The sequence below is a fragment of the Nonomuraea sp. NPDC049419 genome (assembly GCF_040676995.1).
In the GTDB taxonomy this organism is placed as follows: Bacteria; Actinomycetota; Actinomycetes; order Streptosporangiales; family Streptosporangiaceae; genus Nonomuraea; species Nonomuraea salmonea.
The window spans coordinates 212,463-238,268 of record NZ_JBFAQB010000001.1 but is presented as its reverse complement, the minus strand read 5'-3'; the positions used below and the strand labels follow the sequence as shown (position 1 = coordinate 238,268).

Below are 25,806 nucleotides of genomic sequence, written 5' to 3'. Positions count from 1 at the left end.
CCACCGGCCACGCCGCTCCCGCCCGCTCGGACCACGACGCCGACCCGCCCCGGCCCTACCCACCTGCGCACCTCCTACCCGCACCACCCCGTGCGGATCTCCCCGCCTTGGGACTCCCCGGAGGCGCGTCTCCCCGTCCCGAGGACGGCGGGCGTGGCGCTAACGTCGGGTGACGTGGACCTCGACGCCTTCACCGAGCTGCTGACCCCGCGCGGCCTGCGGGCGCTCGCCGAGGCGGGTGAGCTGGCGGGCGCCGATCCCGTGGCCGCCGCCACGACCCTGCGCAAGACGTACGACGCGGCGCTCACCTCCGCCGCGCTCACCCAGGCGGGGCTGCGGCAGCGGGCCAGGGCCAAGTTCGGCGCGGACGCCGACCGGATGTTCTTCACACCGCACGGGCTCGAACAGGCCACCCGCGCCGAGGTCGCCGCCCACCGCGCAGCCCTGCTGCCCTCCCTGCTGCCCACCCAGACGCCCACCCAGACGCCCACCCAGGCGCCCGCCCTGCCGCCTGCCCTGCCGCCCTCCGGCGCCCGCGTCGTGGACGCCTGCTGCGGCATCGGGGGCGACCTGCTCGCGCTGGCCCGCGCAGGCTGCGCGGTGACGGCGTTCGACACCGACCCGCTGACGGTGGCCGTGGCGCGGGCGAACGCGGAGGCGTTCGGGCTGGGCGAGCGGGTGACGGTCCACGTGGGCGACGCGGCCGAGGTGCGGCCCGAGGAGTACGACGCGCTGTTCGCCGACCCGGCGCGGCGCACGGGCAGGGGCAGGACGTTCGACCCGATGGCGTACTCGCCGCCCTGGCCGGTGGTGCTCGACCTGATCTCACGCGCCCGGCTCGCGTGCCTCAAGGTGGCGCCGGGCATCCCGTACGAGTTCATCCCCGAGGGCGCGCTGGCCGAGTGGGTGTCGTACAAGGGGGAGGTCAAGGAGGCCACGCTGTGGACGGGCGCCGGCGTGACCGCGGGCAGGCGCGCGGCCCTGCTGCCCGGCGGGCACACGCTGACCGCTGCCGGCGTCACGGCCGAGGTGGGCCCGCCAGGGCGCTACCTCTACGAGCCCGACGGCGCCGCCATCCGCGCGCACCTGGTCGGCGAGGTGGCCGGGCTGGTCGGCGGGCGGCTGATGGACCCGATGATCGCGTACGTGACGTCCGACGCCCCGGCGGACACCCCATGGGCCGCCAGATACGAAATAGAAGACATCATCCCCTTTTCTCTGAAGAAACTCCGCACCGCCCTCCGCGCCCGACAAATCGGCAATGTCACCATCAAGAAGCGCGGGTCCGCCGTCGACATCGAGCGCCTCCGTGCCGATTTGCGGCTCAGCGGGGAGAACACCATGGTCATCGCCCTGACCAGGATTCTCGACAAACCCTCGGTAATCCTCTGCAAGCCCTCCTCACCTGCCTGAATCGCCAAATTCGGCCATCGAATCGCTTTCCTCGATCTTTCACTTCAGCCCTGACGGACCTTGATCGAAAGGCTAAGGTGGGCGGGCGGGAGTTCTCCCCCTATTGCGGTTAACCGCGTTCTCGCTCTTCAGATATTGAACCGGACCTACCCGACCACTGCGCGGCAGTCCGTCGGCGAGCGAAGGAGCTTTCGGTGGACCATTCCAACCACACCACCCTTCTCCAATCGGGCGCGTACAACGCCGACGTCGTCCCCAAGAGGATGCGGGACCTGCTCGCCCGTGCCGCCCAGGACCACGTCTACGAGCAGCGCACCCAGGGCGCGGTGCTCGACGAGATCCGCCAGCGCCTGGAGGGCATGGAGTGGCTGCTGCGGGAGGTCCGCGAGCGCGAGCTGGGCGGGCTGAGCGGGTCCATCGAGGCGGTGAGCGGGCGGCTCGACGAGATCTCCGCCAAGCCGCCGATGTGGGCGGAGGGCCTCGCGCAGCACGTCGAGGCCGTACGCGACCACGTGGACGCCGTGGGCGACAGGGTGAGCGGGGTGGACGCCAGGGTCTCCCCCATCACCGACCTGCCGAGCGTGTGGGCCGACCTCGGCACCGTGGGCGAGAGCGTCGACGAGGCGCTCAGCCGGCTGCAGTCGGTGCTCGACACCACCGACGGCATCACCAAGGGCATGGCCGACTTCGCCGCCACCCTGGCGGGGCTCAACGCCAGCATGGAGGCCGCGGCCGGGCGCTTCACCCGGCTCGACCGGTCGATGGCGGAGCTGACGTCCCGCACCGACCGGGTCGAGGTCGCGGTCTCCGACCTGTCCGAGAGCCTCACCACCCGCCTCGACGACACCGACCAGCGCCTGACGACCCGCCTGGACGAGACCGACCAGCGCTTCACCACTCGGCTGGACGAGACCGACCAGCGGCTGACCGCCAAACTCGGCGAGACCGACCAGCGGCTGAGCACCCGGCTCGACGAGACCGACCAGCGGCTCGCCACGGCCCTGCTGGAGGCCGACGAGCGGCTCGTGGCCCGGCTCAAGGAGGCCGACGAGCAGGCCGGCGCCCGCCTGGCCGGCGTCGAGCAGCGCCTGACCGTCCGCCTCGACGAGACCGACCAGCACCTCGCCGTGCAGCTCGGCGAGAGCGAGCAGCGCCTCACGTCCCGGCTCAGCGCCGTGGACGCCCGCCTCGAACGCGCCGAAGGCCGGCTCACCGGCCTCGACTCCCGGCTCACCGGGTTCGACAGCCGGCTGGAGTCGGCCGACGAGTGCCTGGCCGACATCGACACCAGGCTCGACGGCCTCGACGGGCGCATCGGCGGCGTCGACAAGCGGCTGTCGTCCATGGACGGCCAGCTCGGCGCCGTCGACAAGCGCCTCGGCACGCTCGACGGCCACCTCGGGCGGCACGACGACCGCTTCGACGCCCTCGACGTCCGCATGGACACCCGCTTCGCCTCGCTCGACGAACGCCTGCAGGCGACCGACCAGCGCGCCGCGGAGATCGCGACCCGCAACGAGGGCCGCTTCAACCGCCTCGACAGCCAGGTCGACGCCATCGACGAACGCCTGGTCGAGGCCGAGGAGCACATCAGCAGCCGCTTCGACTCGCTCGACGACCACTTCGGCGGCCTCGACAGCCGCTTCAACGGCCTCAACACCCACCTGAACGGCCTCGCCACCCGGGCCGAGCAGGCCACAGAACACCTGGAGTCGGTCGACGACCGCATCGAAGCGGTCAACCGCCGCGTAGGCGACCTCCCCGACCTGACTGACCGGATGACCCAACAGGTAGGCGAACTCCTCCAGACCCACGCGGGCGAACAGTCAGAACGCCTCGCCGCCGCCACGGAAGCCCTCAGCGAACTGGTCCGCTCCCGCCCCGACAGCGAGGAGATGACCGGCGCCGTCTCAGGCGTGGTGACAGAGGTCGTCCAGCCGGCAACGGACGAGCTGACAAAGCGCCTGAGCGCGCTGGAGGAAACCATGCTCGCCCTGGCCGAAGCCCTCCTCCGCCCCACCCGCCCCAAGGACTGAGCAGACCGCTCCCGCCCGCCCCCCACAATGGGGGCGGGCGGTCCCTCATCCCCGAGACGCCCCCACACCCGAACGCAGCCCGCACCGGCCAAGGCCCGCGCACAACGGCACGCACCTGCGGGGCTCAGCGGCTCCCAGAGGGACCACGCCCCTTCTCGACCGACGCCCCCGCCCCAGGGCGGCGGGAGCGAGGCCGGCGGGCATCACAGACGCGTCCACGATGCTCCCTGAGCCCCTCACCCCCTCCCGCACACGACGGCGGGGCAGGAGCGCGTCCGGGAAGCCCCTTCAGTCCTCAGACGTGGACGGTGGTGATCGGGAGGGAGGAGTCGGCGGGGATCTGGAGGGAGGACGGGGCGACGCCGGCGGCCACCAGGTCAGAGCCCAGGGCGGCGACCATGGCGCCATTGTCGGTGCACAGACCAGGGCGGGGCACGCGCAGGCGGACGCCGGCCGCGTCGCAGCGTTCCTGGGCCAGGGCGCGCAGGCGGGAGTTGGCGGCGACGCCGCCGCCGATGAGCAGGTCGTGGACGTCGTACTTGCGGCAGGCCTGCAGCGCCTTGCGGGTGAGCACGTCGACCACCGCCTCCTGGAAGGACGCGGCCACGTCGGGCACGTGCACGGACTGCCCCGACGCCTCCCGGGCCTCGACCCACCGCGCCACGGCCGTCTTGAGCCCGGAGAAGGAGAAGTCGAGCGTGCCGTCGTCGATCTTGCCGCGCGGGAACGTGATGGCGGCCCCGGAGCCGTCGCGGGCGGCCTTGTCGATGTGGGGCCCGCCGGGGAACGGCAGCCCCAGCACCCGCGCCACCTTGTCGAACGCCTCACCGGCGGCGTCGTCGACGGTGGAGCCGAGCGAGATGACGTCTTCGGCGACGTCGGGGACCAGCAGCAGCGAGGAGTGCCCGCCGGAGACGAGCAGCGCGATGCAGGGCTTGGGCAGCGGCCCGTGCTCGAGCTGGTCGACGGCGACGTGGGCGGCGAGGTGGTTGACGCCGTAGAGGGGCACGCCGAGGCCGAGCGCGTAGGACTTGGCGGCGGCGACCCCCACGAGCAGCGCACCGGCCAGCCCAGGCCCGGCGGTGACGGCGATGGCGTCGATGTCGGAGAACGTCAGCCCGGCCTGGGCCAGCGCGGCCTCCACGGTCGGCGTCATGGCCTCCAGGTGGGCGCGCGAGGCCACCTCGGGCACGACCCCGCCGAACCTGGCGTGCTCGTCCATGCTGGAGGCGACGGTGTTGGCGAGCAGTGTGTGGCCCCTGACGATGCCGATGCCGGTCTCGTCGCAGGACGTCTCGATGCCCAGGACCAGGGGTGCGTCAGTCATCCAGCCGTTTCCTCATCATGATCGCGTCGGTGCCGTCGTCGTAGTAGCGGCGGCGGGTGCCGATCTCCTCGAACCCGAAGCGCCGGTAGACGCTCTGGGCGCGCGGGTTGTCGGCGCGTACCTCAAGGAAGATCTCCCGCGCGCCCCTGCGGCGCGCCTCGGCGAGCAGCTCGGTCAGCATGGCGCTGCCGATGCCGTTGCGCTGGTGCTTCTCCAGGACCGCGATGGTCTGCACGTCGGCCTGGTCGGCCGCGGCGGCGAGCCCGGCGTAGGCGACGATCTCGTCGTCGACCAGCGCGACGACGTAGTGGCGGGTGCGCGGCATCTCGGCCAGCTCGCCGCGCATCATGCCCTCGCTCCACGCGTCGAGCGGGAACGTGACCCGCTCGATCTCCATGACCGCCGGCAGGTCGGCCTCGGTCATCGGCCTGAGTCTCACGCCGTCACCTTCTTGGGGGCGCCCGGCACGACCGCGTCGGGCCTGCGCAGGTAGATCGGACGCGGCGGGTCGAGCGCCACCCCCTTGGCCAGCCGCTCGGCGGCCAGGGCGGCGAGCGCGCCCGCGTAGGGGTAGGGGGGCGCTCCCGCACCGTCGCCAAGCAGGTCGGGGTAGAGCTGGGCGCCCGCGCCGACCACCGGCAGCCCCTCGGTGGGGACGTCGGCGGGCCGGTCGACGAAGGGACCGTCGACGCGGGTGCGCAGATCGGAGTAGCGGGCCCAGAACACCTCTTTGCGCCGCGCGTCGGTGGCGGCGATGAAGGGCTCGGTGCGCCCGCCGGCGTAGGCGACGGCGTCGAGCGAGCAGACGCCGTACGCCGGCACGCCCAGGGTGGTCGCGAGGCCCTGCGCGGTCATCAGCCCCACCCGCAGACCGGTGTAGGGGCCGGGCCCGCTGCCCGCCACGACGGCCGTGACCTCGCGCAGCGTCACCCGCGCCTCGCCGAGCACCAGCTCGATGGCGGGCGCGAGCAGCTCACCGTGGCGGCGGGCGTCGATGGTGGTGTGTTCGGCGAGCACTTGCTCGCCGTCGTGGAGAGCCGCGGTGACGGCGGGCGTCGCGGTGTCAAAGGCCAGGACCAGCACGACTGTTTAGCCTACCCGCAGGCGGGGTCACACCCAGCCGGTACGCCGCTTCAGCCATTCGAGTGCCACCACGCCCTGCGCCCGCTGGAACGCTCTGAGCGTGGGCAGTCCAGGCGGGTCCGGCTGCCTGGACATGCGGACGAAATAGCCGGTCAGGGCGGCCACGACCCGGGTGACGTCGTCGCCGGGCAGTTCGGCCAGCTCGTGCGGCGCGGGCCCGCCCTGCATGCCGATCGACGGCAGCATCGCGACCCTGTCGAACCAGGTCACGGCCCGCGCGGCCCACGGCCAGTCCACGACGTAGACGCGCTCGTCGGTGAGCAGGATGTTGTCGGCCCGCAGGTCGGCGTGGGCGAGGGTGTCGCCGGCGGCCGCGGCGGCCCAGCCGGACTCCAGCTCGGCCAGCGCGCCGAGGTGCCGCACCACCCAGGGGTCGAGCCCGGTGGTGTCCTCGCTCATGAGGTTGCGCCAGCCGTGGAACTGCTTACCGAACACCTCCTCGATCGGGGGCGCGTCGATGGGCGACGGGGTGAGCGCGGCGGACATCTCCTCGACGGCGGCCAGCACCCGGTCCAGCTCGTCGCGCCGCCAGGGCAGCGCGGGGTGGCGGCCTTCGACGTCCTCGAAGACGAGCACGACCCAGCCGTCGCGCTCGAACCCGGTGAGCAGCCGGGGCGCGGGCACGGACGCGGGCAGCGCGGCGGCGTTCACCAGCTCGGAGCGGTAGATGCGGACGGCGTCGGCGTTGGGCTCGGGGCCGACGGCCTTGACGAAGGCGCGCCTGCCGCCGCGCGTGCGCAGGCGGACGGCGGCGGCCGGGGAGAAGCCGCCCGGCTGCGTGACGGCCTCGGCCACGGCGTCACCCAGGAAGTCCTCGATCGCGGCGCGCACCGCCGCGGGCACGTCGGACCAGGGTACGCGGGCACCGGTGGCGGGCGGGTTGGTCCCGGTGTCGGTGTCGGTGTCGGTGTCGGTCATCAGCTCAGACCTGGGATGCGTAGACGATGATGTTGTCGACGTATTCGCCCTTGGCGTAGTCGAACTTGCCACCGCACGTTACCAGTTTGAGGCCGTCTTCCAGATACACCTTTTTCGCCGGGAAGCTGTCCTTGTGCACCTGTTCGATCGCGTCCACCTTGTAGCGCACGACCTTGCCGTCACTGCGCTCGACCTTCACGGTCTCGCCCTTGCGTAACTCCCTGAGCTTGTAGAACACGGCGGGGGCCGTCTTGGTGTCGACGTGTCCGATGATCACCGAGGCGCCCTTCTCGCCGGGCACGGAGCTGCCGGTGTACCAGCCGGCCACCTTCGGCTTCTCGTACGGCGGCAGCTCGACCTCGCCGTTCTTCAGCAGCTTGAGCTTCATCAGCGGCGCCTCGACGTCGATCGACGGGATGTCGATCAGCTTGGGCACGACGGAGGCTTGCGCGGGGGTGGTGGTGCCGGTCTCCATGCTCTTGCCGAACGCGACCAGCAGCAGGCCGGTCACGGCCCCTGCGAGCACCACCCGTCCTGGACGGGCCATGACCTTATGCCCTGGTGCGCCGCTTGATCGCGTAACCGATGCCACCGGCCAGCGCCAGGGCGATGAGCACGCCCGCGGGGCCGAGCGGGATCGACGACTCCTCGGAGACGTCCTGCGCGTACGTGCCGCCGCCGCCCGCCCGTGGCGCCCTGGTGGGCAGGGTGGTGGTCTCGGTGGGGTCGGGCTCGGCCGCGACGACGCGCAGCGTGGCGCGGCCCATGTCGTTGGTGCCGTCGCACTTGACGTCGACCCGGTAGTTGCCGCGCCGGATCGTTCCCGAGACCTGCGCCTCGCCGCGCACCCATGGCGAGGGAGAGGCCGGAGTCGCGGTGGGGGACGTCGTGGACGCCGGCACGGGGCTGAGCGTGACACCGTTGATGAACGCCTTGGACGTGGCCGTGCCGGTGTGGGCGGGGCCGCCGGTCGGCACCGGACAGTTGGCCAGCACCCACACCCGAGACGTCTCGCCCGCGGTGACCCGGTCGGGGTTGACCTGGACGTTGATGTTCTGCCTTGTGGTGGTCACGCGCGGGCTGGCGGTCGTGGTGGCCGTGGTGGTGCCTGTGGGGCTGCCGCTGGCGGTTGGGGTGGGTGTGGGTGTCGGATCGGTGTCGGCCGAGGCCGAGCAGCCGGTCAGACCGACCATGGCGATGGCTCCCGCATACGCGACTCGTCTGACCCTGAGCACCGGCCGCACCCCACTTTGCCGTCTTGCTACCCAGCATCCACCAGAACGATGGATGTCGCCCCTCCTGATACCCAGAAAATCTGGGCGAATCACTGACCAACGATCATGTTTCAGATAGCCGGCCCGGTACGTCAAGGGTGCCAGCCTTACCGGATATCGACCTGCGTTTTAGTCTTGTGGCGGTTCAGACGGCGTGTCGGCCCCGAAGTCGGGCCCGAGCCCGGCCCAGCGGGCGCCCACGCCGCGCAGCGTGACGAGGCGGGCCTCGTCGCCGGCCTCGCGGTCGATGTGGATCTCCAGCCGGTCGTCGGCCAGCCCCTCGACCAGCCCCTCGCCCCACTCGACGACCGTGACGGACTCCTCCAGCGAGGCGTCGAGGTCGAGGTCGTCGACTTCCAGGTCACCACCCAGCCGGTAGGCGTCGACGTGCACCAGCGGCGGCCCCTGCCGCAGCGACGGATGCACCCTGGCGATCACGAACGTCGGCGAGGTGATGGGGCCGCGTACTTTGAGCCCCTCGGCGAGGCCCTGCACGAGCGTGGTCTTGCCGGCGCCGAGCGGGCCCGACAGCACGACCAGGTCGCCGGCGCGCAGCCGGGCGGCCAGGCGGGCGCCGAAGGCCCGCATCTCCTCGGTGGTCGCGACGCGCACTTACAGCTCCACTCTCTTCAGCAGGTCGCGCAGCGCGTCGTTGACGACGCCCGGCCGCTCGAGCTGGATCAGGTGCGAGGTGTCGGGCACCTCGGTCAGCTGCGCCTTGGGCAGGGCGGCGGCGATGGCCTTGCTGTGGTCGGGCGGGGTCAGCCAGTCGCGGTCGCCCACCAGGATCGCGGTGGGCACCGGGTCGAGCACGTGCAGCGCGGAGAGCTTGTCGTGGTTCATCAGCGCGGGGTAGAAGTCGGCGACCACCTCGGTCGGGGTGGCCCTGATCATCGACTCGGCGAAGTCGACGACGGTCGGGCTGACGTTCTTCGAGTCGCCGAAGCCGACGTAACGGGTGATGAGGAAGGCGATGTCGCTGCCCGCGTTGCGAGTCCTGTCGATGAGCGAGCCGCGCTTGCCCAGCATCGACACCGTGGTGGGGGCGACCTTGTGGATGACCTTCGACAGCATCGCGGGCAGGCCCAGCGTCAGCTCGGCCAGCTTGCCCGCCGAGGTCGCGATGAGGGCCACCGCGCGGATCTTGTCGCCGAACAGGTGGGGGTGCCGGTCGGCCAGCGCCATGATCGTCATGCCGCCCATGGAGTGGCCGACCAGCACGCAGGGGCCGGGCACGTGAGCGGCGATGACCTCGGCGAGGTCGTCGCCGAGCCGGTCGATCGTGCTGTCCTCGGCGCCCGCGCGCTGGGAGCGGCCGTGGGAGCGCTGGTCCCACAGGACCACGCGGTAGTTGTCACGCAGGTCTTTGCGCTGGTAGTGCCACGACTCCATGCTGAGGCAGTAGCCGTGGCAGAAGACGACGGTCAGCGGCGGCTCTTCGTCGGCCGCCGGGTTCTTCCGCTCGGGGCCGTCGATCTCGACGTGCAGCGCCTTGCCGTCGGAGGTGATGAGCGTGTGCTCGGTGCCGCGCAGCTCGCCGAACGGCTCGCTGGCCTCGGTGTCGGGGCGCAGCCTGATGCGGCCGACCGCGTACCGCTTGGCCAGCGCCGCCGCCGCGACGCCTGCTGAGGCCGCGCCGACGAGCGCGCCGGCGATCCCTACCCGGCGCCGTCTTGCCGTCGTCGTCATGTGCCCGATCCTTCTCCACTCATGGCCGCCGCGATGTGCCCTTCGTCACTGGTGGTGGATCCTGGGCACCCGCGCTCCGATCCTCGTCACGATCTCATGTGTGATCGTGCCGAGGGTATCGGCCCACTCCTGAGCGGTCGGCTCGCCCCCGTCACCGGGGCCGAACAGCACGACCTCGTCGCCCGCGGAGATCGGGTCGTCACCCATGTCGATCATGAACTGGTCCATGCACACCCGGCCCGCGACGAGCCGGCGGCGCCCGCCCGCCAGCACCTCGGCCCGCCCGGTCGCGTGGCGCAGCACGCCGTCGGCGTAGCCGAGCGGGACCAGGGCGAGCGTGGTCTCGCACGGAGTGGTGTAGAGGTGGCCGTAGGACACGCCCGAGCCCTCGACGACCCGCTTGACCAGGCCGACCCTGGCCACCAGCGTCATGGCGGGCCGCAGGCCGAAGTCGCCCAGCTCGGGGACGGGGCTCAGGCCGTACATCGCGATGCCGGTCCTGACCATGTCGAAGCGGGCCTCGGGCAGCGTGACGACGGCGGCGGAGTTGGAGATGTGCCTGATCACCTCTGAGCCCGCAGCGCCGACCTGCTCGGCCAGCTTCAGAGCCGTCTCGTACGTCTCCAGCTGCCGCGCGACCGACGGATGCCCGGGGATGTCGGCGCAGGCGAAGTGGGACCAGATGCCGACGATCTCGATGGCGCCCTCGGCCTTGAGCTCAAGCGCCTTGGCCAGCAGGTCGGGCCAGGCGGCCTGCGGCGCCCCGCCCCTGCTCATGCCGGTGTCGGCTTCGAGGTGGAGCTGCGCGGCGCGGCCCGTGGCGCGGGCGGCGGCGGCGATCTCGTCGAGCAGGCCGGGATGCGAGGCCGACAGCTCGACGTCGGCGGCCAGCGCCTCGGCGATCGGCTCGCCGGGGGTGATCAGCCAGGCCAGGATCGGCGCGCTCACCCCTCCGGCGCGCAGGTCGAGCGCCTCCTGGAGGAACGCCGTGCCGAGCCGGCTCGCCCCCGCCCCCAGCACGGCCTCGGACGTGGGCAGCAGGCCGTGGCCGTAGGCGTCGGCCTTGACCGCGCCCATCAGCTCCGCGCCACCGGCCCGCTCTTTCAGCAGGGCCACGTTGTGGCGAATGGCGCCCAGGTCGACCCGTGCCTCGGCGGGGGTGGTCATCGGGTGGTCCATCTCTCCAGTCTGGCAGCTCGGGCTCGTGGCCGGGCACGCTTCGCCCAGCCTGGACCTCACGAAATGGCGCTGGTCACGGCCCGGATGGCCCGGGGGAGCGCGGTCGCCACGTCGCCCGCGGCCAGCGGCGCGCCCTCGGCGGCCAGCCGCCCGGCCACGCCGTGCAGGTAGGCGCCGCAGGACGCGGCGTCGTAGCAGCTCAGGCCCTGGGCGAGCAGCGCGCCCGCGAGGCCGGCCAGCACGTCGCCGGTGCCGCCGGTGGCCAGCCACGACGTGCCGGTGGGGTTGACCCGCACCGGGCGGGCGTCCTCGGCCACCACCGTGGTCGAGCCCTTGAGCAGCACCGTGACGCCCAGCTCCGCCGCCGCCCTGCGGGCGTATGCGAGGCGGGCCGCCTCGATCGCGTCGCGGTCGGCGCGCAGCAGCCTGGCCAGCTCGCCGGCGTGCGGCGTGATGAGGACGGGCGCGTTGCGCCACAGCAGCGAGCGGTCCCTGGCGACCAGCGTCAGCGCGTCGGCGTCGACCAGCACGGGCACGTCGGAGGCGAGCACCTCGGCGGCCAGCTCGTGCGCCCAGTCGTCGGTGCCGAGCCCCGGGCCGAGCACCCACGCCTGCACCCGCCCCACGCGGGCGATGGAGGGCTCGTCGAGCTCCGTCACCACGGACTCCGGCCAGTGGGAGCGGACCTGGGCGACGGGGGCGGGGCGGCCGGCGTACCTGACCATGCCGGCGCCGCCCCGCAGCGCGCCGCCGACGGCGAGCACGGCCGCGCCGGTGAACAGGTCACCGCCCGCCGCGACGCCCAGCACGCCTCTGCGGTATTTGTCCGACTCGTTGCCCGGCCGCGGCAGCAGCACGTCGAGGTCCGCGTCGGTGAGCGCGGCCACGTCGGGGTCGGGCAGGTAGGGCCCGAGCCCGATGTCCACCAGCTCGACCCGCCCGGTGTGCGCGGCGCCGGGATCGACCAGCAGCCCCGTCTTGTACGCCCCCATGGTCACGGTCACCCGCGCCCGGACCGCGGCGCCCTCGACCCGCCCGGTGGAGGCGTCGACCCCGCTCGGCACGTCGACCGCCACGACCTGCCCGCGCGCGGCCGCGGCCTGCTGGGCCAGCTCCGCGTACGGCTCGCGCAGCGCCCCCGACGCCCCGATGCCGACCAGCCCGTCGATGATCAGATCGGCCTCGTCGATGGCGGACCGATCGGCGACCCGTCCACCGGCGTCGAGCAGCGCCCGCAGCCCCGCCTCGTGCGTCTTCGACCCGGCCGCCACGACGCCCACCCTGGCGCCGCGCCTGGCCAGCCGCTGTCCCGCGTAGAGCGCGTCGCCGCCGTTGTCGCCGCTGCCGGTGAGCAGCACCACGCGGCTGCCGTAGACGCGGCCCAGAAGGTCGGCGCAGACGGCGGCCAGCCCGGCCGCGGCCCGCTGCATCAGCGTGCCGTCGGGCAGCCGGGCCATGAGCGCCTGCTCGGCCTGCCTGATCTGGTCGGCTGTGTAGGCGGTCTTCATGATCTGACGCTATCCCTCCGCGATCACGTAGGCCACGGCCACCCCCGCGTCGTGGCTGAGTGAAAGGTGCCAGCGCTTGACGCCCAGCCCGTACGCGACCTCGGCCACCTTGCCGTAGACCCGCAGCTCGGGTTTGCCCAGCTCGTCGCAGCGCACCTCGGCCTCCCGATGGCCGAGCCCCTTGGGCGCGCCGAGCGCCTTGGCGACGGCCTCCTTGGCGGCGAACCTGGCGGCCAGCGAGTGGACCGGCAGCGGCTGCTCGACCTCGGTGAACAGCCGGTCCTTGAGCTGCGGCGTGCGCTGCAGCGCCGCCTCGAAGCGGGCGATGTCGACGACGTCGACGCCGATACCCAGGATCATCGTCCCAGCGTATGGGCTTCAGAACGGGCCGCGCTCCCACGGCCCCCAGATGGCCAGGGACATGCCCTGCCTTGCCTGCACGTTGACGTAGAGGGTGTGGCCGCCGGGCCCGAACGTGGAGCCGGCGAACTCGGCGCCCGGGTCGCCCTCGATGGGCTCCAGGCGGCAGAAGTCGAAGATCTCCCCCGCCTTGCTGAGCCCGCGCAGGTAGTTGGCGCCGTCGCCGTCCTCGCAGAGCACAAGTGTGCCCCGGCGGCTGACGGTGACGTTGTCGGGCAGGTCGAGCACCGAGGCTCGGGGCGACTCGTAGACGAGCTTGAGCCTGCCGCTCCAGGTCTCGTAGCCCCACACCTGGCCGCGCCCCTTGCCGAAGCCGTCGGGCGCCTCGTCGCCGGGCGCGGTGGCCCCGCCCTGGGTGGAGACGAAGTAGACCGTGCCCTGGTGCTGCACGGCGCCCTCCAGCCGGGAGAAGATCGCCGCGCCCGCCTCCCTGCCCTGCTTCCCCACGGCCTGGACGGCCTCGTCGTTGGACGGCCTGCCGCGGAAGTCGGGGTCGGGGTCGTCGATGTCGACCCACGTGGTCTCGTACGTGACGCCGCGCTTCTGTCCCACCGACAGGTCCTTGCGCTTGGCGCCCTTGACGGCGAGCATCTGCAGCCGGCCGCCGTCGAGCAGCCGCCCGGCCAGCACCGGATGCTTGGGCGGCAGGTAGCGGTAGAAGCCGGAGGGGAAGCCGAAGTTGTCCTCGGTGAGATAGAGGGCGCCGGAGGAGGGGTCGAAGGCGACGGACTCGTGGGCGAAGCGGCCGGCCGCGCGGATCGGCCTGGCGCTCGCGGCGCGGCCGACCGGCACCTCGAAGATGTAGCCGTGCCTGCGGGTGAGCTTGGAGTTGTCGCCGCCGGAGAAGTCGTCGCCGACGTCGGGGCCGTTGACGGTCTCCTCGCAGGTCACCCAGGCGCGCCAGGCCATGGGGCCGCCCGAGCAGTTCATCATGGTGCCGGAGAGCGAGGGCGCGCTCTCGATCACCTCGCCGTGGCGGGTGACGCGCAGCGTGGAGGTGCCGCCGCCGGCCATCGGGTCGTAGGCCCGCTTCTTGTCGCCGAACGCGCCGACCGGGCCGTTGACCTCGTGGTTGCGGATGAGGATCGTGCTGCCCTTGGGCCCTGCGAAGGCGGCCATGCCGTCGTGGCGGCCGGGGACGGTCGAGCCGTCGCCGAACGTGTCGCCGGCCACGCTGAACGAGCGGTAGCGGAAGCCGTCGGGCAGGTGCAGGCGCACCTCGCCGTCACGCAGGTCGCGTACGGGACGCAGCGGCCCGTAGCCGGGCACCGGCTTGGCCTGGCCTTGATGGCTCACGCACGCGACGCCCGCGAAGGGCCCGGCGATGCCGGCGGCCACGGTGGAGATGAAGCGGCGACGGTCCATGGCAACCTCCGTCAGGCACAGTACCCGCTCGCGGCAGCCGAACTCCTCCCCTTTCCCCGAACTGAGTCTCGGTAATCCCACGTCTTCATCCACAGGCTGTGGACATCCGGGGACGCGCCCCTCCCATGATCCGTTTTGTCGGGCATCGCTACGCTGCCTAGGTGAACAACGGCTACGTGGAACTGAGCAGGGAGCAGTGGAGTGAGCTCCGCAAGAACACGCCCTTGACTCTCACCGCAGACGAGCTGGAAGAGCTGCGCGGGGTCGACGACCCCATCGACCTGACCGAAGTCACCGACATCTACCTCCCCCTGACCCGGCTGCTCAACCTCCACTTCACCGGGTCCAAGCAGCGCAGCAGCGTGCTGAGCGCGTTCCTGGGGCACGAGGAGCAGCGCGTCCCGTACATCCTGGGCATCGCGGGCAGCGTCGCGGTCGGCAAGTCGACCACGGCCCGGCTGCTGCACACCCTCCTCGCGCGCTGGCCCGAGCACCCGCACGTGGAGCTGATCACCACCGACAGCTTCCTCTACCCCAACGCGGTGCTGGAGGCCAAGAAGATCATGCATCGCAAGGGCTTCCCCGAGAGCTATGACCGGCGGGCGCTGGTCAGGTTCGTGGCGGAGGTCAAGGCGGGCGCGGCGGAGGTGAAGGCGCCGGTCTACAGCCACCTGGAGTACGACATCGTCCCCGGCGCCGCCCAGACCGTGAGAAATCCCGACATCCTGATCATCGAGGGGCTCAACGTCCTCCAACCGGCCCCGCCCACGTCCCTCGCCGTCAACGACTACTTCGACTTCTCCATCTACGTGGACGCCAAGGTCGAGGACATCCGCACCTGGTACGTCGAACGCTTCCACAAGCTGCGCCGCACCGCCTTCGAAGACCCCAAGTCCTACTTCCGCCACATCGCCGAGCTCTCCTACGAGGAGGCCACGGCGTTCGCGGAGAACGTCTGGCGCGACATCAACGAGCGCAACCTCGTCGAGAACATCGCCCCCACCAGGGGCCGCGCCGACCTCGTGCTCAAGAAGGGCGCAGACCACTCCGTACGACGGGTGCGTCTTCGCCAGACCTGAACGCCTCCTCGTACACGTAACGCCCGAACCTGCCCGCACACCCCAGATCGTCGACGCCGGCGAACCAGCACTCCTCGTCGTGATCATGACACCAGATCATGCGAGGAACGTTCGCGTACCGGCGTCAACACCCCGTCAACATCCGATCGACGAGAATGTCCGAGTGCTGCACCTACGACTGATCGTCCCCGCCGCGCGCACCGAAGAGGCGACGACGGTGTTGGAGAGCTGCCCAGGCGTCACCAACATCGTCGTCCTGCCGGGCGCCGCCCGCGAGCCGCGCGGCGACGTGGTGCTCTGCGACGCGGCCAGAGAGTCGGCCAACGAGGTGCTCGGCCGGCTCGCCTGGCTGCGGACCGAGGGCTCCATCGCGGCCGAGCAGGTCGACCTCTCGCTGTCGGAGGCCGCCGACGCCGCCGTCGAGGAGGCGCCGGGCGAGCCCGACGACGCCGTGGTCTGGGCCCAGCTGGCCCAGCGGGTCTCGGCCGACTCCCGGGTCACCTGGTCGTACCTGGTGTTCCTCACCATCGCCACGCTGCTGGTCGGCATCGGCGTGCTGACGAACTCCCTCATCCTCATCGTCGGCGCGATGGTGCTCGGTCCCGAGTTCGGCGCGGTCGCCGCCGTCTGCTTCGGGCTGCTGCGCGGCGACGGGCGGCTGATCGTGACCGCGCTGCGGACGCTGGTCGTCGGGTTCTTGGCGGCGATCGCGATCGCGTACGCGTGCGCGCTCGTGGCGTACTGGCTGGGCTGGTTCGGCCCCGGCGACATCGGCGGGCACGAGGAGGTGCAGTTCATCGTCAAGCCCGACCGCTGGTCGTTCATCGTGGCCCTGCTGGCCGGCGCGGCCGGGGTGCTGTCGATCACGGCGGGCAAGTCGACGGCCCTGATCGGGGTGTTCATCTCGGTCACCACGGTCCCCGCCGCCGGTTACGTGGCGGTCTCGCTGGCCGTCCAGGAGCTGCGGGAGGTCGGCGGCTCCATCTCCCAGCTCGCGCTGAACCTCCTGGGGATGAGCGTGGCGGGCACGCTCACCCTCCTGGTCCAGCGCAGATTCTGGCCTCAAGTAGGACGGCGTTCATCCCTATGACCGAGGCGGCGGCATCGGGCGGACGGGTAGTGTCCGGCTCATGCACATCCTCGCCACCGAGGGGCTGACCAAGCGCTTCCCCACCGTCACCGCGGTCGACCGGCTCTCGGTCACCGTGGGGCCGGGGGTCACCGGTCTGGTCGGGGCGAACGGCGCCGGCAAGTCGACGATGATCAAGATCCTGCTCGGCCTGCTGCCGCCGTCCGAGGGCACCGCGCGCGTGCTCGATCTCGACGTCACCACGCAGGGCGCCGAGATCCGCCGGCTCGTCGGCTACATGCCCGAGCACGAATGCCTGCCCCCCGACGTATCCGCGACCGAATTAGTCGTCCACCTCGCCCGCATGTCCGGGCTGCCGCGCACCGCGGCCCGCGAACGCGCCGCCGACGTGCTGCGCCACGTGGGGCTCGCGGAAGAGCGCTACCGTGCCGTCGGCACCTACTCCACCGGCATGAAACAGCGGGTGAAGCTGGCACAGGCGCTCGTCCACGACCCCAAACTGATCTTCCTCGACGAGCCGACCAACGGGCTCGACCCGCGCGGGCGCGACGAGATGCTGACGCTGATCCGGCGCATCGGCACCGAGTTCGGCATCAGCGTGCTGGTCACCTCGCACCTGCTCGGCGAGCTCGAGCGCATCTGCGACCACGTCATCGTCATCGACGCGGGACGGCTGCTGCGCTCCTCGGCCATCGGCGAGTTCACGCAGGCCACCCAGACCCTGACGGTCGAGGTGGACGAGGGGCTCGACGACCTGGCCGCCAAGCTGTCCGGCGACGGGCAGACGGTCTCGCTCCAAGGGCGGCAGCTGGTCGTCAAGGTGGCGGGCGAGCAGACGTACGACGCCATCCGCGACGCCACCGCCGAGCTGGGCCTGTGCCTGATCCGCCTGGAGCAGGGACGCCACCGCATCGAGGACGTCTTCAGGGATGAGGTGGCACATGTCTGAGATCTACGACATCGGCTATCGTCATTACGACGGCCCCAGACTCGGCCGCGGCTACTCGACCAGGGCACTGACGGTCCACAGCCTGCGCGGCGTCTTCGGGCTCGGCCGGCCCGCGCGCAGCAAGATCGTCCCGTACTCGCTGGTCGCCATCATGTTCTTCCCGGCCATCGTGAACATCGCCCTGATGGCCCTCGCCCAGCAGCGCGGCATCGACTACAGCGGCTTCGCGGTCGTCATGCAGGCCGTCGTGGCGATCTTCCTGGCCGCCCAGGCTCCCACGGTGGTCGCGCCCGACCTGCGCTACCGCGTCCTGCCGCTCTACCTGTCGCGTCCCGTCTCGATCGCCGAGTACGTCGGCGCGAAGGTCGCCGCGATGACCATCGCGGTGTTCGCGCTCGTCGCGGCCCCGATCACGGTGGTCTACGCGGGCGAGCTGCTCATCGACATGCCCGGCCCGCCCGCCACCGGCGAATACCTCAGCTCCGTGCTGATGGCGCTGGTGCTCGCGCTGCTGCTGTCGGTCTTCGGGCTCGCGCTGGCCTCGTTCACGCCCAGGCGCGGCCTCGGCGTGGCCTCGGTGATCACGGTCTACCTGCTGTCGTCGGCCGCGGTCCCCATCATCTACGGCACCCTCTACTCCTCCGGCAACGAGGCCGCGGCCTCCTACGCCTGGCTGGTGAACCCGTTCTGGCTGGTCGACTCCGTCCAGCACGCGGTGTTCGGCACGCCGTCCCACGCGATCGAGGACGGCGTCTACCCGAGCGGCGCCGTGTCGATCGCGGTGCTGCTGGTGCTGCTCGCCGCCGGCCTCGCCGCGCTGGCCCTGCGCTACAGGAGGGCGGCCGCGCGATGAAGATCGAGCTTTCGCAGGTCTCCCGCTGGTACGGCAACGTCGTCGCGGTCAACGACGTCACCATGACGATCGGGCCTGGCGTCACCGGCCTGCTCGGCCCCAACGGGGCGGGCAAGTCGACGCTCCTGCACATGATGGCCGGCTTCCTCGCCCCGTCGGGCGGCACGGTCACCCTGGACGGCACCCGCGTCTGGAAGAACCACCACATCTACCGCAGCATCGGCCTGGTCCCCGAGCGCGAGGGCGTCTACGGCTTCCTGACCGGCTGGCAGTTCGTGCTGTCCGCCGCCCGCCTGCACGGCCTGCCCGACCCCGACGAGGCCGCACGCAAGGCCCTGGCCACCGTCGAGATGGAGGAGCCCAAGGACCGGCGGGTCGAGACGTACTCCAAGGGCATGCGCCAGCGCGTCAAGGTCGCCGCCGCGCTCGTCCACGACCCGCCCGTGCTGCTGCTCGACGAGCCGTTCAACGGCATGGACCCGCGCCAGCGGCTGCACCTCATGGACCTGATCCGCGCCATGGGCACGGCGGGCAAGACCATCCTGTTCAGCTCCCACATCCTGGAGGAGGTCGAGCGGGTCGCCCAGCACATCGAGGTGCTGGTGGCCGGCCGGCACGCCGCGTCGGGCAACTTCCGCGAGATCAGGCGGCTGATGACCGACCGGCCCCACCTGTTCAGGATCCGGTCGAGCGACGACAGGAAGCTGGCCGCCGCCCTCGTACGCGACGACTCCACCGGCGGCATCACGCTGCGCCCCGACGGCCTGGAGGTCCAGGCCACCGAGTTCCGCCGCTTCGCCCGTCTCCTGCCCCAGGTCGCCCGCGCCGAGGGCGTCAGCCTGCACCAGGTCTCCCCCGCGGACGAGGACCTGGAGAGCGTCTTCTCCTACCTCATCAACAGGAGCTCCTGATGAACACAGTCGTCGCGGGCATCACCTACCGGGCCCTGCTGGGGCGCCGGCGGATCATCCTGCTCCTGCTGCTCCCGCTGGCCCTGGTCGGCCTCGCCGTGCTGTTCAAGGTCTTCGGTGCCGCCGACCAGCGCTCGGCCGTCCTGCTGCTGCAGAACTTCGCCATCGGCACCATGCTGCCGCTGCTCGGCCTCATCGCCGGCACCGGCGTCATCGCCCCCGAGATCGACGACGGCACCATCATCCACCTGATGTCGAAGCCGATCTCGCGCCCGACCATCGTCATGACCAAGTTCCTGGTGGCCGCGTCGCTGCTGGCGGTGTTCGCGGCGGTGCCGACGTACGTGTCGGGCTGGCTGCTCGTACGCGGTGAGGACGGCGTCGCCGCCGGCTTCGCCCTCGGCACCCTGGCCGCCGGCATCGCCTACGCCGCGCTGTTCCTGCTGCTCGGCATCGTCACCCGGCACGCGGTGACGATCGGCATCGTCTACGCCCTGGTCTGGGAGAGCCTGGTCGGCAACCTCGTGCCGGGGGCCCGCAAGTTCTCCATCCAGCACTGGGGCCAGTCGATCGCCGACCAGCTCAGCGACTCGCCCTTCCTCAAGGCGGACGTCACGCTCGGCTTCGCCATCCCCGCCCTGCTCGTCGTCACCGTCGCCGCCGTCCTCTGGGCCGGCCAGCGCCTGCGCGCCTTCTCACTCACCGGGGACGAGTGACCGTACGAACGAAGAAGGCCCGCGGAGAGATCCCCGCGGGCCTTCCTTCGATCCCGTGTCTCAGACGCCCTGTCTCAGACGCCGTGTCTCAGACGCAGACCTTGCGGACCACGTCGGCCAGGCGGTTCGCCACCATCGTGGCATGCTCCTCGCTGGCCGCCTCGACCATCACCCGGATCATCGGCTCGGTGCCGCTCGGCCTGATCAGCACGCGCCCGGTCTCACCCAGCTCCGCCTCCGCCGTGGCGACGGCGGCGAGCAGCTCGGGAGCCGCGGCCTTGCCCTTGTCGACGTCCTTGACGTTGATCAGGATCTGCGGCAGCGACGTCATGATCGAGGCCAGCTCCTTGAGCGGCACCCCCGACTTGGCCACCACGCCCAGCAGCTGGAGCGAGGTGAGCAGGCCGTCGCCGGTGGTGGCGTGGTCGAGCATGATGACGTGGCCCGACTGCTCACCGCCCAGGTTGTAGCCGTCGGCCTTCATCCGCTCAAGCACGTAACGGTCGCCCACCGCGGTCTCGACCACGGTGATGCCCGCCTCGCGCATCGCGAGCTTGAAGCCCAGGTTGGACATGACGGTCGCGACCACGGTGTCCTTGGCCAGCAGGCCGTCGCCGTGCAGCGCGGCGGCCAGCACGGCCATGATGTGGTCACCGTCGACGATCGCGCCGGTGTGGTCGACCGCCAGGCAGCGGTCGGCGTCGCCGTCGTAGGCCACGCCGAGGTCGGCCCCGCGCGAGACGACCACCTGGCAGAGCTTGTCGAGGTGGGTCGAGCCGTGACCGTCGTTGATGTTGAGGCCGTCGGGCCGCGCGCCGATGGCCTCGACCCTCGCCCCCGCGCGCACCAGCGCCTCGGGAGCCACCATGTGGGCCGCCCCGTGAGCGCAGTCGACCACGACGTGCAGGCCGTCGAGGCCGGCGTTCATCGTGGTCAGCACGTGGGAGATGTAGCGGTCCGCCTCGCCGTACGCATCGCGCACGCGCCCCACGCCGGACCCGACGGGGAAGCTCCACTCCTCGCCGAGCCGCCGCTCGATCTCGTCCTCGACCGCGTCGGACAGCTTGAAGCCGCCGCGCGCCAGGAACTTGATGCCGTTGTCGGGCGCCGGGTTGTGCGAGGCCGACAGCATGACCCCGAGGTCGGCGCCGAGCGCCGCGGTGAGGTGGGCGACGGCAGGGGTGGGCAGCACGCCGAGGCGCAGCACGTCCACTCCAGACGCCGCGAGGCCGGCGACCACTGCGGCCTCGAGGAACTCTCCTGAGGCACGCGGGTCCCGGCCTACGACCGCCACCGGACGGCGTCCGGTAGCGGCGAACGCGCCTGCATCGCCGAGGACATGGGCCGCCGCCACGGACAGATCCATGGCGAGCTCGGCCGTGAGGTCGCGGCCCGCGACCCCACGTACCCCGTCGGTGCCGAAGAGGCGCGCCAACTCAGCGCTTGCTGTACTGCGGAGCCTTACGGGCCTTCTTGAGGCCGTACTTCTTCCGCTCCGTGGCGCGGGCGTCACGGGTGAGGAAGCCGGCCTTCTTCAGCGGCGGGCGGTTGACGTCGACGTCGAGGATCGCCAGCGCGCGGGACAGGCCCATGCGCAGCGCGCCGGCCTGGCCGGTCACGCCGCCGCCGTCGATGCGCGCGATGACGTCGAACGCCTCCTCGGCGCCGAGCACCACGAAGGGCTCGTTGACGATCTGCTGGTGGACCTTGTTCGGGAAGTAGACGTCCAGCGAACGACCGTTGATCGTCCACTTACCGGTGCCGGGGACGATGCGCACGCGGGCGATCGCCTCCTTACGGCGGCCGGTGCCGTACGAGTTGCCCGTGGTGACGGGCTTGCGCACGGGAGCGTCAGCGCTGGCGGCGGACTCGGTGGTGTACTCGGACGGGAAGTCCTCGCCGGAGAAGTCCTCCAGCTCGGCCGTCTCTACGACCGTCTCGACACCGGTGGGCTCAGCCACGGTTCTCCTCTAACTCTTTCGAACTACTACTGGGCGATCTGGGTGATCTGGAACGGCACCGGCTGCTGGGCCTGGTGCGGGTGCTCGGAACCCGCGTAGACCTTCAGCTTCTTGGCCATCTTCCGACCGAGGGAGTTCTTCGGCAGCATGCCCTTGACGGCCTTCTCGACGGCCTTCTCCGGCCGCTTCTCCATGAGCTCGCCGTACGTGACGGAACGCAGACCGCCCGGGTAGCCCGAGTGGCGGTACGCCTTCTTCTGCTCAAGCTTGTTGCCGCTCAGCGCGATCTTGTCCGCGTTGATGACGATGACGAAGTCACCGGTGTCGACGTGGTTGGCGAAGATCGGCTTGTGCTTGCCGCGGAGCAGGGTCGCGACGTGGCTGGCCAGCCGGCCCAGCACGACATCGGTCGCGTCGATGACGTACCACTGACGCTGGACGTCGGCGGGCTTCGGTGAGTACGTGCGCACGGTCGTAGCCTTCTTTATGCTCGCGTCTTCGGCGCTGTCGGATGCGACAGCTACATTGGTCGGTCGGTGCGGGCACACGACGGCCCGGACCTTCCGTCTCCACATCACGGGAGATGACGCCGGACGCGCCGCGCATCGGTCTCGCAGGACCTATGCACACAACGAACCTAAGCTACCCGCCCTGAGGCGTGCAGGTCAAAAGACCGGTAACCCTGTGCGATTCTACCTGACCTCAGAACGGTTTAGTTTCGTTTCCCTGGGACCCCTTCTTTCCCAGGACCCGACATCCCTATCGTTAGCGGCGGTATGTGGCAGATCTCTCGCACCCGGCTCACCCAGCGCGGCCCCCGGCGCCGGAGCCGTCTGGGCCTGCTGACCTGCCTGCTCTCGGTCCTGTTCACGGGCGTGCTGATCGGCCGGCTGAGCAGCGAGGAAGAGCCGGCCCGCCACATCTACCTGAGCGAGACCGCGCCGCCCGCCGCGGCCACCGCCAACCCGGCGCCGACCGTGCAGAAGAAGGCGCAGCCGCAGGTCGAGAGCATCCCTCGGGGGATCACCATCAAGAAGGAAGTGGGCGAGCCCACCGCCACGCACGCGCCGCGCCGCACCCCCGACGGGCAGATCCCCGGGTTCAACTCCCATGACAACCCGTCGGCGGCGTTCGAGGACGGGCGCGAGGACGTACGGGTGCTGGCGGGCATGGCGTCCGAGGTCGTCACGCTGACGAACTCCGCCAGGGCCAAGCGCGGATGCGGGCCGCTCAGGGTCGACGCGGGGCTGACCAGGTCGGCTCGTACGCACTCGCTGGAGATGGCCCGCGCGGGTGAGCTCGCCCATAACTCCCCCGACGGCTCCTCCCCCTGGGACCGCATGGAGCGCGCCGGATACCGCTGGGGCGCCGCGGAGAACATCGGCGCCGGATACAGCACCGCCCGGGAGGCGGTGAGCGGCTGGATGGGCAGCCCTGACCACCGCAGGAACATCCTCGACTGCCGCCTGAAGGCCATCGGCGTCGGCGTCGCCGCGGGGCCAGGAGGTCCATGGTGGACCCAAGACTTCGGAACCCAATGACGAACATCACGGTAATGTCGCCGCATGGTTTCCAACGGCAGTGGGGAACGTGAGCACGGCACCGGCAGCGCCCCCTACGGCATGGGAGGCACTCCCAGGGGCGAGGGCTCACCGGCGGACGCGACGGCGGGCAGCCTGTTCACGAGCAACGGCCCCGCAGGTGGCGGGCCCGCCGACGGGGCCCCGGGCAGCTTTTTCGCAGCCGACGGCGGCTCCGAAGCCGGCCGGCCCCGCAGGGGCAGGCCGGTCGACGAGCCCTTCCCCAACAACCCGGGCGGCGGTTCTGACGCGCCCGGCAGCCTGTTCATGAGCGGCTCCGGCCGCCACGGCGGGCCCGGCGGTCCTTCTGGGCCTGGCGGTCCTGCCGGCCCCGGTGGTCCCGGTGGCCCTGCCGGCCCTGGCAACCCTGCTGGTTTCGGCGGTCCTGACGGCCCTGCCGGTGGGCCCGGCGGCGCTCCGGGCGGTGCTCCCGGCGGTCGCGGCCGTCACGGCGGCGGCCCTGCTGGCCCTGCTGGTCCTGGTGGCCCCGGTCCTGGTGGTCCTGGTGGCCCCGGTGGGGGTTTCGGCGGCGGGCCTGTCGGTCCGCCGCAGGGCGGCTTCGGCACGGACCCGTTCGGTGGCCCGAGCGGGGCGCACGCCGTTCCCGGCCGGCGAGCCGCCCCACCGAACGGTCCCGGCGGCCCTGATGGCGGTCCCGGTGGCGGCCCTGGGGGCGACCCCTCCGCGAGCGCTGCCACCTCCGCCTTCGGAGCGCCCACCCCGCTGGAGGGCGCCGACGGCAAGGATGACAAGGACGGCAGGGGCAAGGACGGCAAGAAGGGCAGGGGCGACAAGTCCGCCGCCGCTGGAAAGTCCCGTCGAGGCCGTAAAGACCGCGGCGCCGCGGCAGACCCCGAGACCGGCGGCGACACCGGCAAGGGCAAGCCCGAGGACGACTTCACGAACAGGGCTCCCCAGAGCCGCATCGGCTGGAGCCCGTACGACGAGGGCAGCCGCTCCCGCGGCCCGCTGCTCGCCGGCGTCGGCGGCCTGGTGGTGCTCGGTCTGCTCGGCGGCGGCCTGGCCCTGATGTACAACGCCGACGACCCGGTCACCGCCGAGACCGCCGCGGCCCGCCAGACCTCGGCGCCGCTGCCCTCGGTCCCGCCCGGCAAGTACGGCTTCGCCGCCAGCCGCAAGACCGACCCTGACCCGATCTCGGTCAAGGAGCTGTTCGGCAAGAAGCGGAAGTTCACCGTCTCGAAGCGCGGTTACGAGATGACGATCACCAGCAAGGACAAGAAGTGCACGGACGGCGCTCTCGGCGACTCCTTGCAGAAGGCGCTCAAGTCGGCCAAGTGCACCCAGTTCGTCCGCGCGAGCTTCCGCGACAAGGCCGGCGTGGTGATCGGCACGGTCGGCGTGGCCAACCTCAGCTCCGAGAAGCAGGCGGCCAAGGTCGCCAAGGCCGGCAGCACGAGCAACTACGTCAAGCCCCTGGCCGGCAAGGACGAGGTCACCAAGCAGCTCGGCTCCGGCGCAGGCGGCGCCAAGATCTCGACGTACGGCCACTACGCGATCCTCGTGTGGTTCCAGAACAAGGACGGCACGAAGCCCGACTCGAAGGGCTCGAAGCGGATCTCTCAGGCCATCGTCGACATCACCAAGGCCACCGTGTACGTGGCCCTGGACAACCGGGTTCTGACCGGCAACGCGCTCAGCTGAATGGTCTTTTGGGGCGAACCCGCTGCAAAGGGGCTCGTGATGCTCGTGGGAACGCCCATACCGGCCTAACGATCTCGCTCTGCTCGCTAGGCTCCAAGCTATGCGTGGCCAGGAACCCGGGTCTGAGCACGATCAGAGGGAGGCCGACGGTTCGGCCGCCCCAGCGACACCACCGCCGAGCTTCGGCCAGACCAACGGGCGAGACGTTCCACCGGCGTCCACTCCCTCCGGCGAGCGGACGTCGGCCCACCCACACCCATCGGGCACCTCCCCCTACCCTCCGGGCTCCCCCGGTGCCCCGGCCGCCGGCAACTACCCCGGCGGCCCCCACCCTCCCCTGCCCGACGGCTCTCCAGCCACCGAGCCACGCCTTCAGGCACCGGAACCCCCTTCGATGGGGAAGGACCAGGCGACCCCAACAGCGCCTACACCCTCTGGGGACCAACCGGCACCCGCCGCCCAGGACACCGACGACACGCCCGCGGCCCTCCCGCCGGACGCCCAGCCATGGGAAGTCCCCGCCAACGACGCTGCTTCCTACGACTGGCTCTCCGACCCGGCCCTCTCCCAGCCCGCCCCACAGCCTCCCTTCGGACCCACGCCCAACGCCCCCTCCACCCCACCCCGCTTCGGCCAACCCCCCTTCACCGGCCCGCAGAGCACCCCCCAACCGCAAGGCCAGTCACCCTCCGGACCACCGCAAGGCCAGCCGCCTTTCGGTCCGCCCGAG

General features: G+C 71.6%; 25 protein-coding genes. 10 read left to right on the top strand and 15 right to left on the bottom strand.

Annotation, left to right across the window (positions count from 1 at the left end; translation table 11 throughout):
- The first annotated feature begins 153 nt into the window (after positions 1 to 153).
- Complete coding sequence (locus tag AB0K12_RS01300; RefSeq protein ID WP_364554785.1) at positions 154 to 1,413, top strand: methyltransferase domain-containing protein; 1,260 nt, start codon at positions 154 to 156, stop codon at positions 1,411 to 1,413.
- Positions 1,414 to 1,607: 194 nt separating this feature from the next.
- The gene (locus AB0K12_RS01295) at positions 1,608 to 3,449 is read left to right on the top strand and encodes a hypothetical protein (RefSeq protein ID WP_364554783.1); all 1,842 of its coding nucleotides are present in this window, start codon (positions 1,608 to 1,610) and stop codon (positions 3,447 to 3,449) included.
- Between the two features lie 295 nt (positions 3,450 to 3,744).
- Here the strand turns inward: AB0K12_RS01295 and tsaD are convergent, their stop codons facing one another.
- The 12 genes from tsaD to AB0K12_RS01235 form a co-directional block, all read right to left on the bottom strand.
- Positions 3,745 to 4,776, bottom strand: coding sequence for a tRNA (adenosine(37)-N6)-threonylcarbamoyltransferase complex transferase subunit TsaD (gene tsaD, locus AB0K12_RS01290; RefSeq protein WP_364554781.1), 1,032 nt, complete (start codon positions 4,774 to 4,776; stop codon positions 3,745 to 3,747).
- On the bottom strand, positions 4,769 to 5,200 hold the full coding sequence (gene rimI, locus AB0K12_RS01285; protein WP_364555735.1) for a ribosomal protein S18-alanine N-acetyltransferase: 432 nt from the start codon (positions 5,198 to 5,200) through the stop codon (positions 4,769 to 4,771). Before rimI ends, tsaD begins: the two co-directional genes overlap by 8 nt.
- An 11-nt stretch (positions 5,201 to 5,211) precedes the next feature.
- The gene (gene tsaB, locus AB0K12_RS01280; RefSeq protein ID WP_364554779.1) at positions 5,212 to 5,859 is read right to left on the bottom strand and encodes a tRNA (adenosine(37)-N6)-threonylcarbamoyltransferase complex dimerization subunit type 1 TsaB; all 648 of its coding nucleotides are present in this window, start codon (positions 5,857 to 5,859) and stop codon (positions 5,212 to 5,214) included.
- Positions 5,860 to 5,886: 27 nt separating this feature from the next.
- Positions 5,887 to 6,837 (bottom strand): hypothetical protein, encoded by a 951-nt coding sequence (locus tag AB0K12_RS01275; protein WP_364554777.1) that lies wholly within the window; start codon positions 6,835 to 6,837, stop codon positions 5,887 to 5,889.
- A 4-nt stretch (positions 6,838 to 6,841) separates the two neighbouring features.
- On the bottom strand, positions 6,842 to 7,384 hold the full coding sequence (locus AB0K12_RS01270) for a class F sortase (protein WP_364554776.1): 543 nt from the start codon (positions 7,382 to 7,384) through the stop codon (positions 6,842 to 6,844).
- A 4-nt stretch (positions 7,385 to 7,388) separates the two neighbouring features.
- The gene (locus AB0K12_RS01265; protein ID WP_364554774.1) at positions 7,389 to 8,030 is read right to left on the bottom strand and encodes a hypothetical protein; all 642 of its coding nucleotides are present in this window, start codon (positions 8,028 to 8,030) and stop codon (positions 7,389 to 7,391) included.
- A 210-nt stretch (positions 8,031 to 8,240) separates the two neighbouring features.
- Positions 8,241 to 8,723, bottom strand: coding sequence for a tRNA (adenosine(37)-N6)-threonylcarbamoyltransferase complex ATPase subunit type 1 TsaE (gene tsaE, locus AB0K12_RS01260; protein ID WP_364554773.1), 483 nt, complete (start codon positions 8,721 to 8,723; stop codon positions 8,241 to 8,243).
- Positions 8,724 to 9,800 carry an alpha/beta hydrolase gene (locus AB0K12_RS01255; protein WP_364554771.1) on the bottom strand — a complete coding sequence of 359 codons (1,077 nt, stop codon included), beginning with the start codon at positions 9,798 to 9,800 and terminating at the stop codon, positions 8,724 to 8,726.
- A gap of 45 nt (positions 9,801 to 9,845) precedes the next feature.
- Positions 9,846 to 10,967: an alanine racemase gene (alr, locus tag AB0K12_RS01250; RefSeq protein ID WP_364555733.1), complete on the bottom strand. Its 1,122-nt coding sequence runs from the start codon at positions 10,965 to 10,967 to the stop codon at positions 9,846 to 9,848.
- 68 nt (positions 10,968 to 11,035) lie between these two features.
- Positions 11,036 to 12,487: an NAD(P)H-hydrate dehydratase gene (locus tag AB0K12_RS01245; RefSeq protein ID WP_364554769.1), complete on the bottom strand. Its 1,452-nt coding sequence runs from the start codon at positions 12,485 to 12,487 to the stop codon at positions 11,036 to 11,038.
- Positions 12,488 to 12,496: 9 nt separating this feature from the next.
- Positions 12,497 to 12,847: a holo-ACP synthase gene (locus tag AB0K12_RS01240; protein ID WP_364554768.1), complete on the bottom strand. Its 351-nt coding sequence runs from the start codon at positions 12,845 to 12,847 to the stop codon at positions 12,497 to 12,499.
- Positions 12,848 to 12,865: 18 nt separating this feature from the next.
- Complete coding sequence (locus tag AB0K12_RS01235; RefSeq protein ID WP_364554766.1) at positions 12,866 to 14,272, bottom strand: alkaline phosphatase PhoX; 1,407 nt, start codon at positions 14,270 to 14,272, stop codon at positions 12,866 to 12,868.
- Positions 14,273 to 14,448: 176 nt separating this feature from the next.
- Between AB0K12_RS01235 and coaA the strand changes: the two genes are divergently transcribed.
- The 6 genes from coaA (at position 14,449) to AB0K12_RS01205 (ending at position 19,870) form a co-directional block, all read left to right on the top strand.
- A complete protein-coding gene (gene coaA, locus AB0K12_RS01230; RefSeq protein WP_364555731.1) occupies positions 14,449 to 15,351 on the top strand; it encodes a type I pantothenate kinase in 903 nt (300 codons plus the stop codon).
- A 163-nt stretch (positions 15,352 to 15,514) separates the two neighbouring features.
- The gene (locus AB0K12_RS01225) at positions 15,515 to 16,441 is read left to right on the top strand and encodes a DUF389 domain-containing protein (protein ID WP_364554764.1); all 927 of its coding nucleotides are present in this window, start codon (positions 15,515 to 15,517) and stop codon (positions 16,439 to 16,441) included.
- A 40-nt stretch (positions 16,442 to 16,481) separates the two neighbouring features.
- A complete protein-coding gene (locus AB0K12_RS01220) occupies positions 16,482 to 17,390 on the top strand; it encodes an ABC transporter ATP-binding protein (RefSeq protein WP_364364593.1) in 909 nt (302 codons plus the stop codon).
- Positions 17,383 to 18,243 (top strand): ABC transporter permease, encoded by an 861-nt coding sequence (locus AB0K12_RS01215; protein ID WP_364554763.1) that lies wholly within the window; start codon positions 17,383 to 17,385, stop codon positions 18,241 to 18,243. The genes AB0K12_RS01220 and AB0K12_RS01215 overlap by 8 nt, the downstream gene beginning before the upstream one ends.
- Positions 18,240 to 19,154 carry an ABC transporter ATP-binding protein gene (locus AB0K12_RS01210; RefSeq protein WP_345395716.1) on the top strand — a complete coding sequence of 305 codons (915 nt, stop codon included), beginning with the start codon at positions 18,240 to 18,242 and terminating at the stop codon, positions 19,152 to 19,154. The genes AB0K12_RS01215 and AB0K12_RS01210 overlap by 4 nt, the downstream gene beginning before the upstream one ends.
- Positions 19,154 to 19,870: an ABC transporter permease subunit gene (locus tag AB0K12_RS01205; protein ID WP_364554761.1), complete on the top strand. Its 717-nt coding sequence runs from the start codon at positions 19,154 to 19,156 to the stop codon at positions 19,868 to 19,870. Before AB0K12_RS01210 ends, AB0K12_RS01205 begins: the two co-directional genes overlap by 1 nt.
- An 88-nt stretch (positions 19,871 to 19,958) precedes the next feature.
- Here the strand turns inward: AB0K12_RS01205 and glmM are convergent, their stop codons facing one another.
- Genes glmM through rplM form a run of 3 tightly spaced genes read right to left on the bottom strand, consistent with a single transcriptional unit; the run spans position 19,959 to position 22,301 of the window.
- Positions 19,959 to 21,305 carry a phosphoglucosamine mutase gene (gene glmM / locus AB0K12_RS01200; RefSeq protein ID WP_355425551.1) on the bottom strand — a complete coding sequence of 449 codons (1,347 nt, stop codon included), beginning with the start codon at positions 21,303 to 21,305 and terminating at the stop codon, positions 19,959 to 19,961.
- Position 21,306: 1 nt separating this feature from the next.
- On the bottom strand, positions 21,307 to 21,831 hold the full coding sequence (gene rpsI / locus AB0K12_RS01195) for a 30S ribosomal protein S9 (RefSeq protein WP_355425554.1): 525 nt from the start codon (positions 21,829 to 21,831) through the stop codon (positions 21,307 to 21,309).
- A 26-nt stretch (positions 21,832 to 21,857) separates the two neighbouring features.
- Positions 21,858 to 22,301 carry a 50S ribosomal protein L13 gene (gene rplM / locus AB0K12_RS01190; RefSeq protein ID WP_345395704.1) on the bottom strand — a complete coding sequence of 148 codons (444 nt, stop codon included), beginning with the start codon at positions 22,299 to 22,301 and terminating at the stop codon, positions 21,858 to 21,860.
- Between the two features lie 306 nt (positions 22,302 to 22,607).
- Here rplM and AB0K12_RS01185 point away from each other — a divergent pair, with 306 nt between their 5' ends.
- Positions 22,608 to 23,372, top strand: coding sequence for a CAP domain-containing protein (locus AB0K12_RS01185; protein WP_364554758.1), 765 nt, complete (start codon positions 22,608 to 22,610; stop codon positions 23,370 to 23,372).
- Positions 23,373 to 23,396: 24 nt separating this feature from the next.
- A complete protein-coding gene (locus AB0K12_RS01180; protein ID WP_364554756.1) occupies positions 23,397 to 25,076 on the top strand; it encodes a hypothetical protein in 1,680 nt (559 codons plus the stop codon).
- Positions 25,077 to 25,806: the final 730 nt, after the last annotated feature.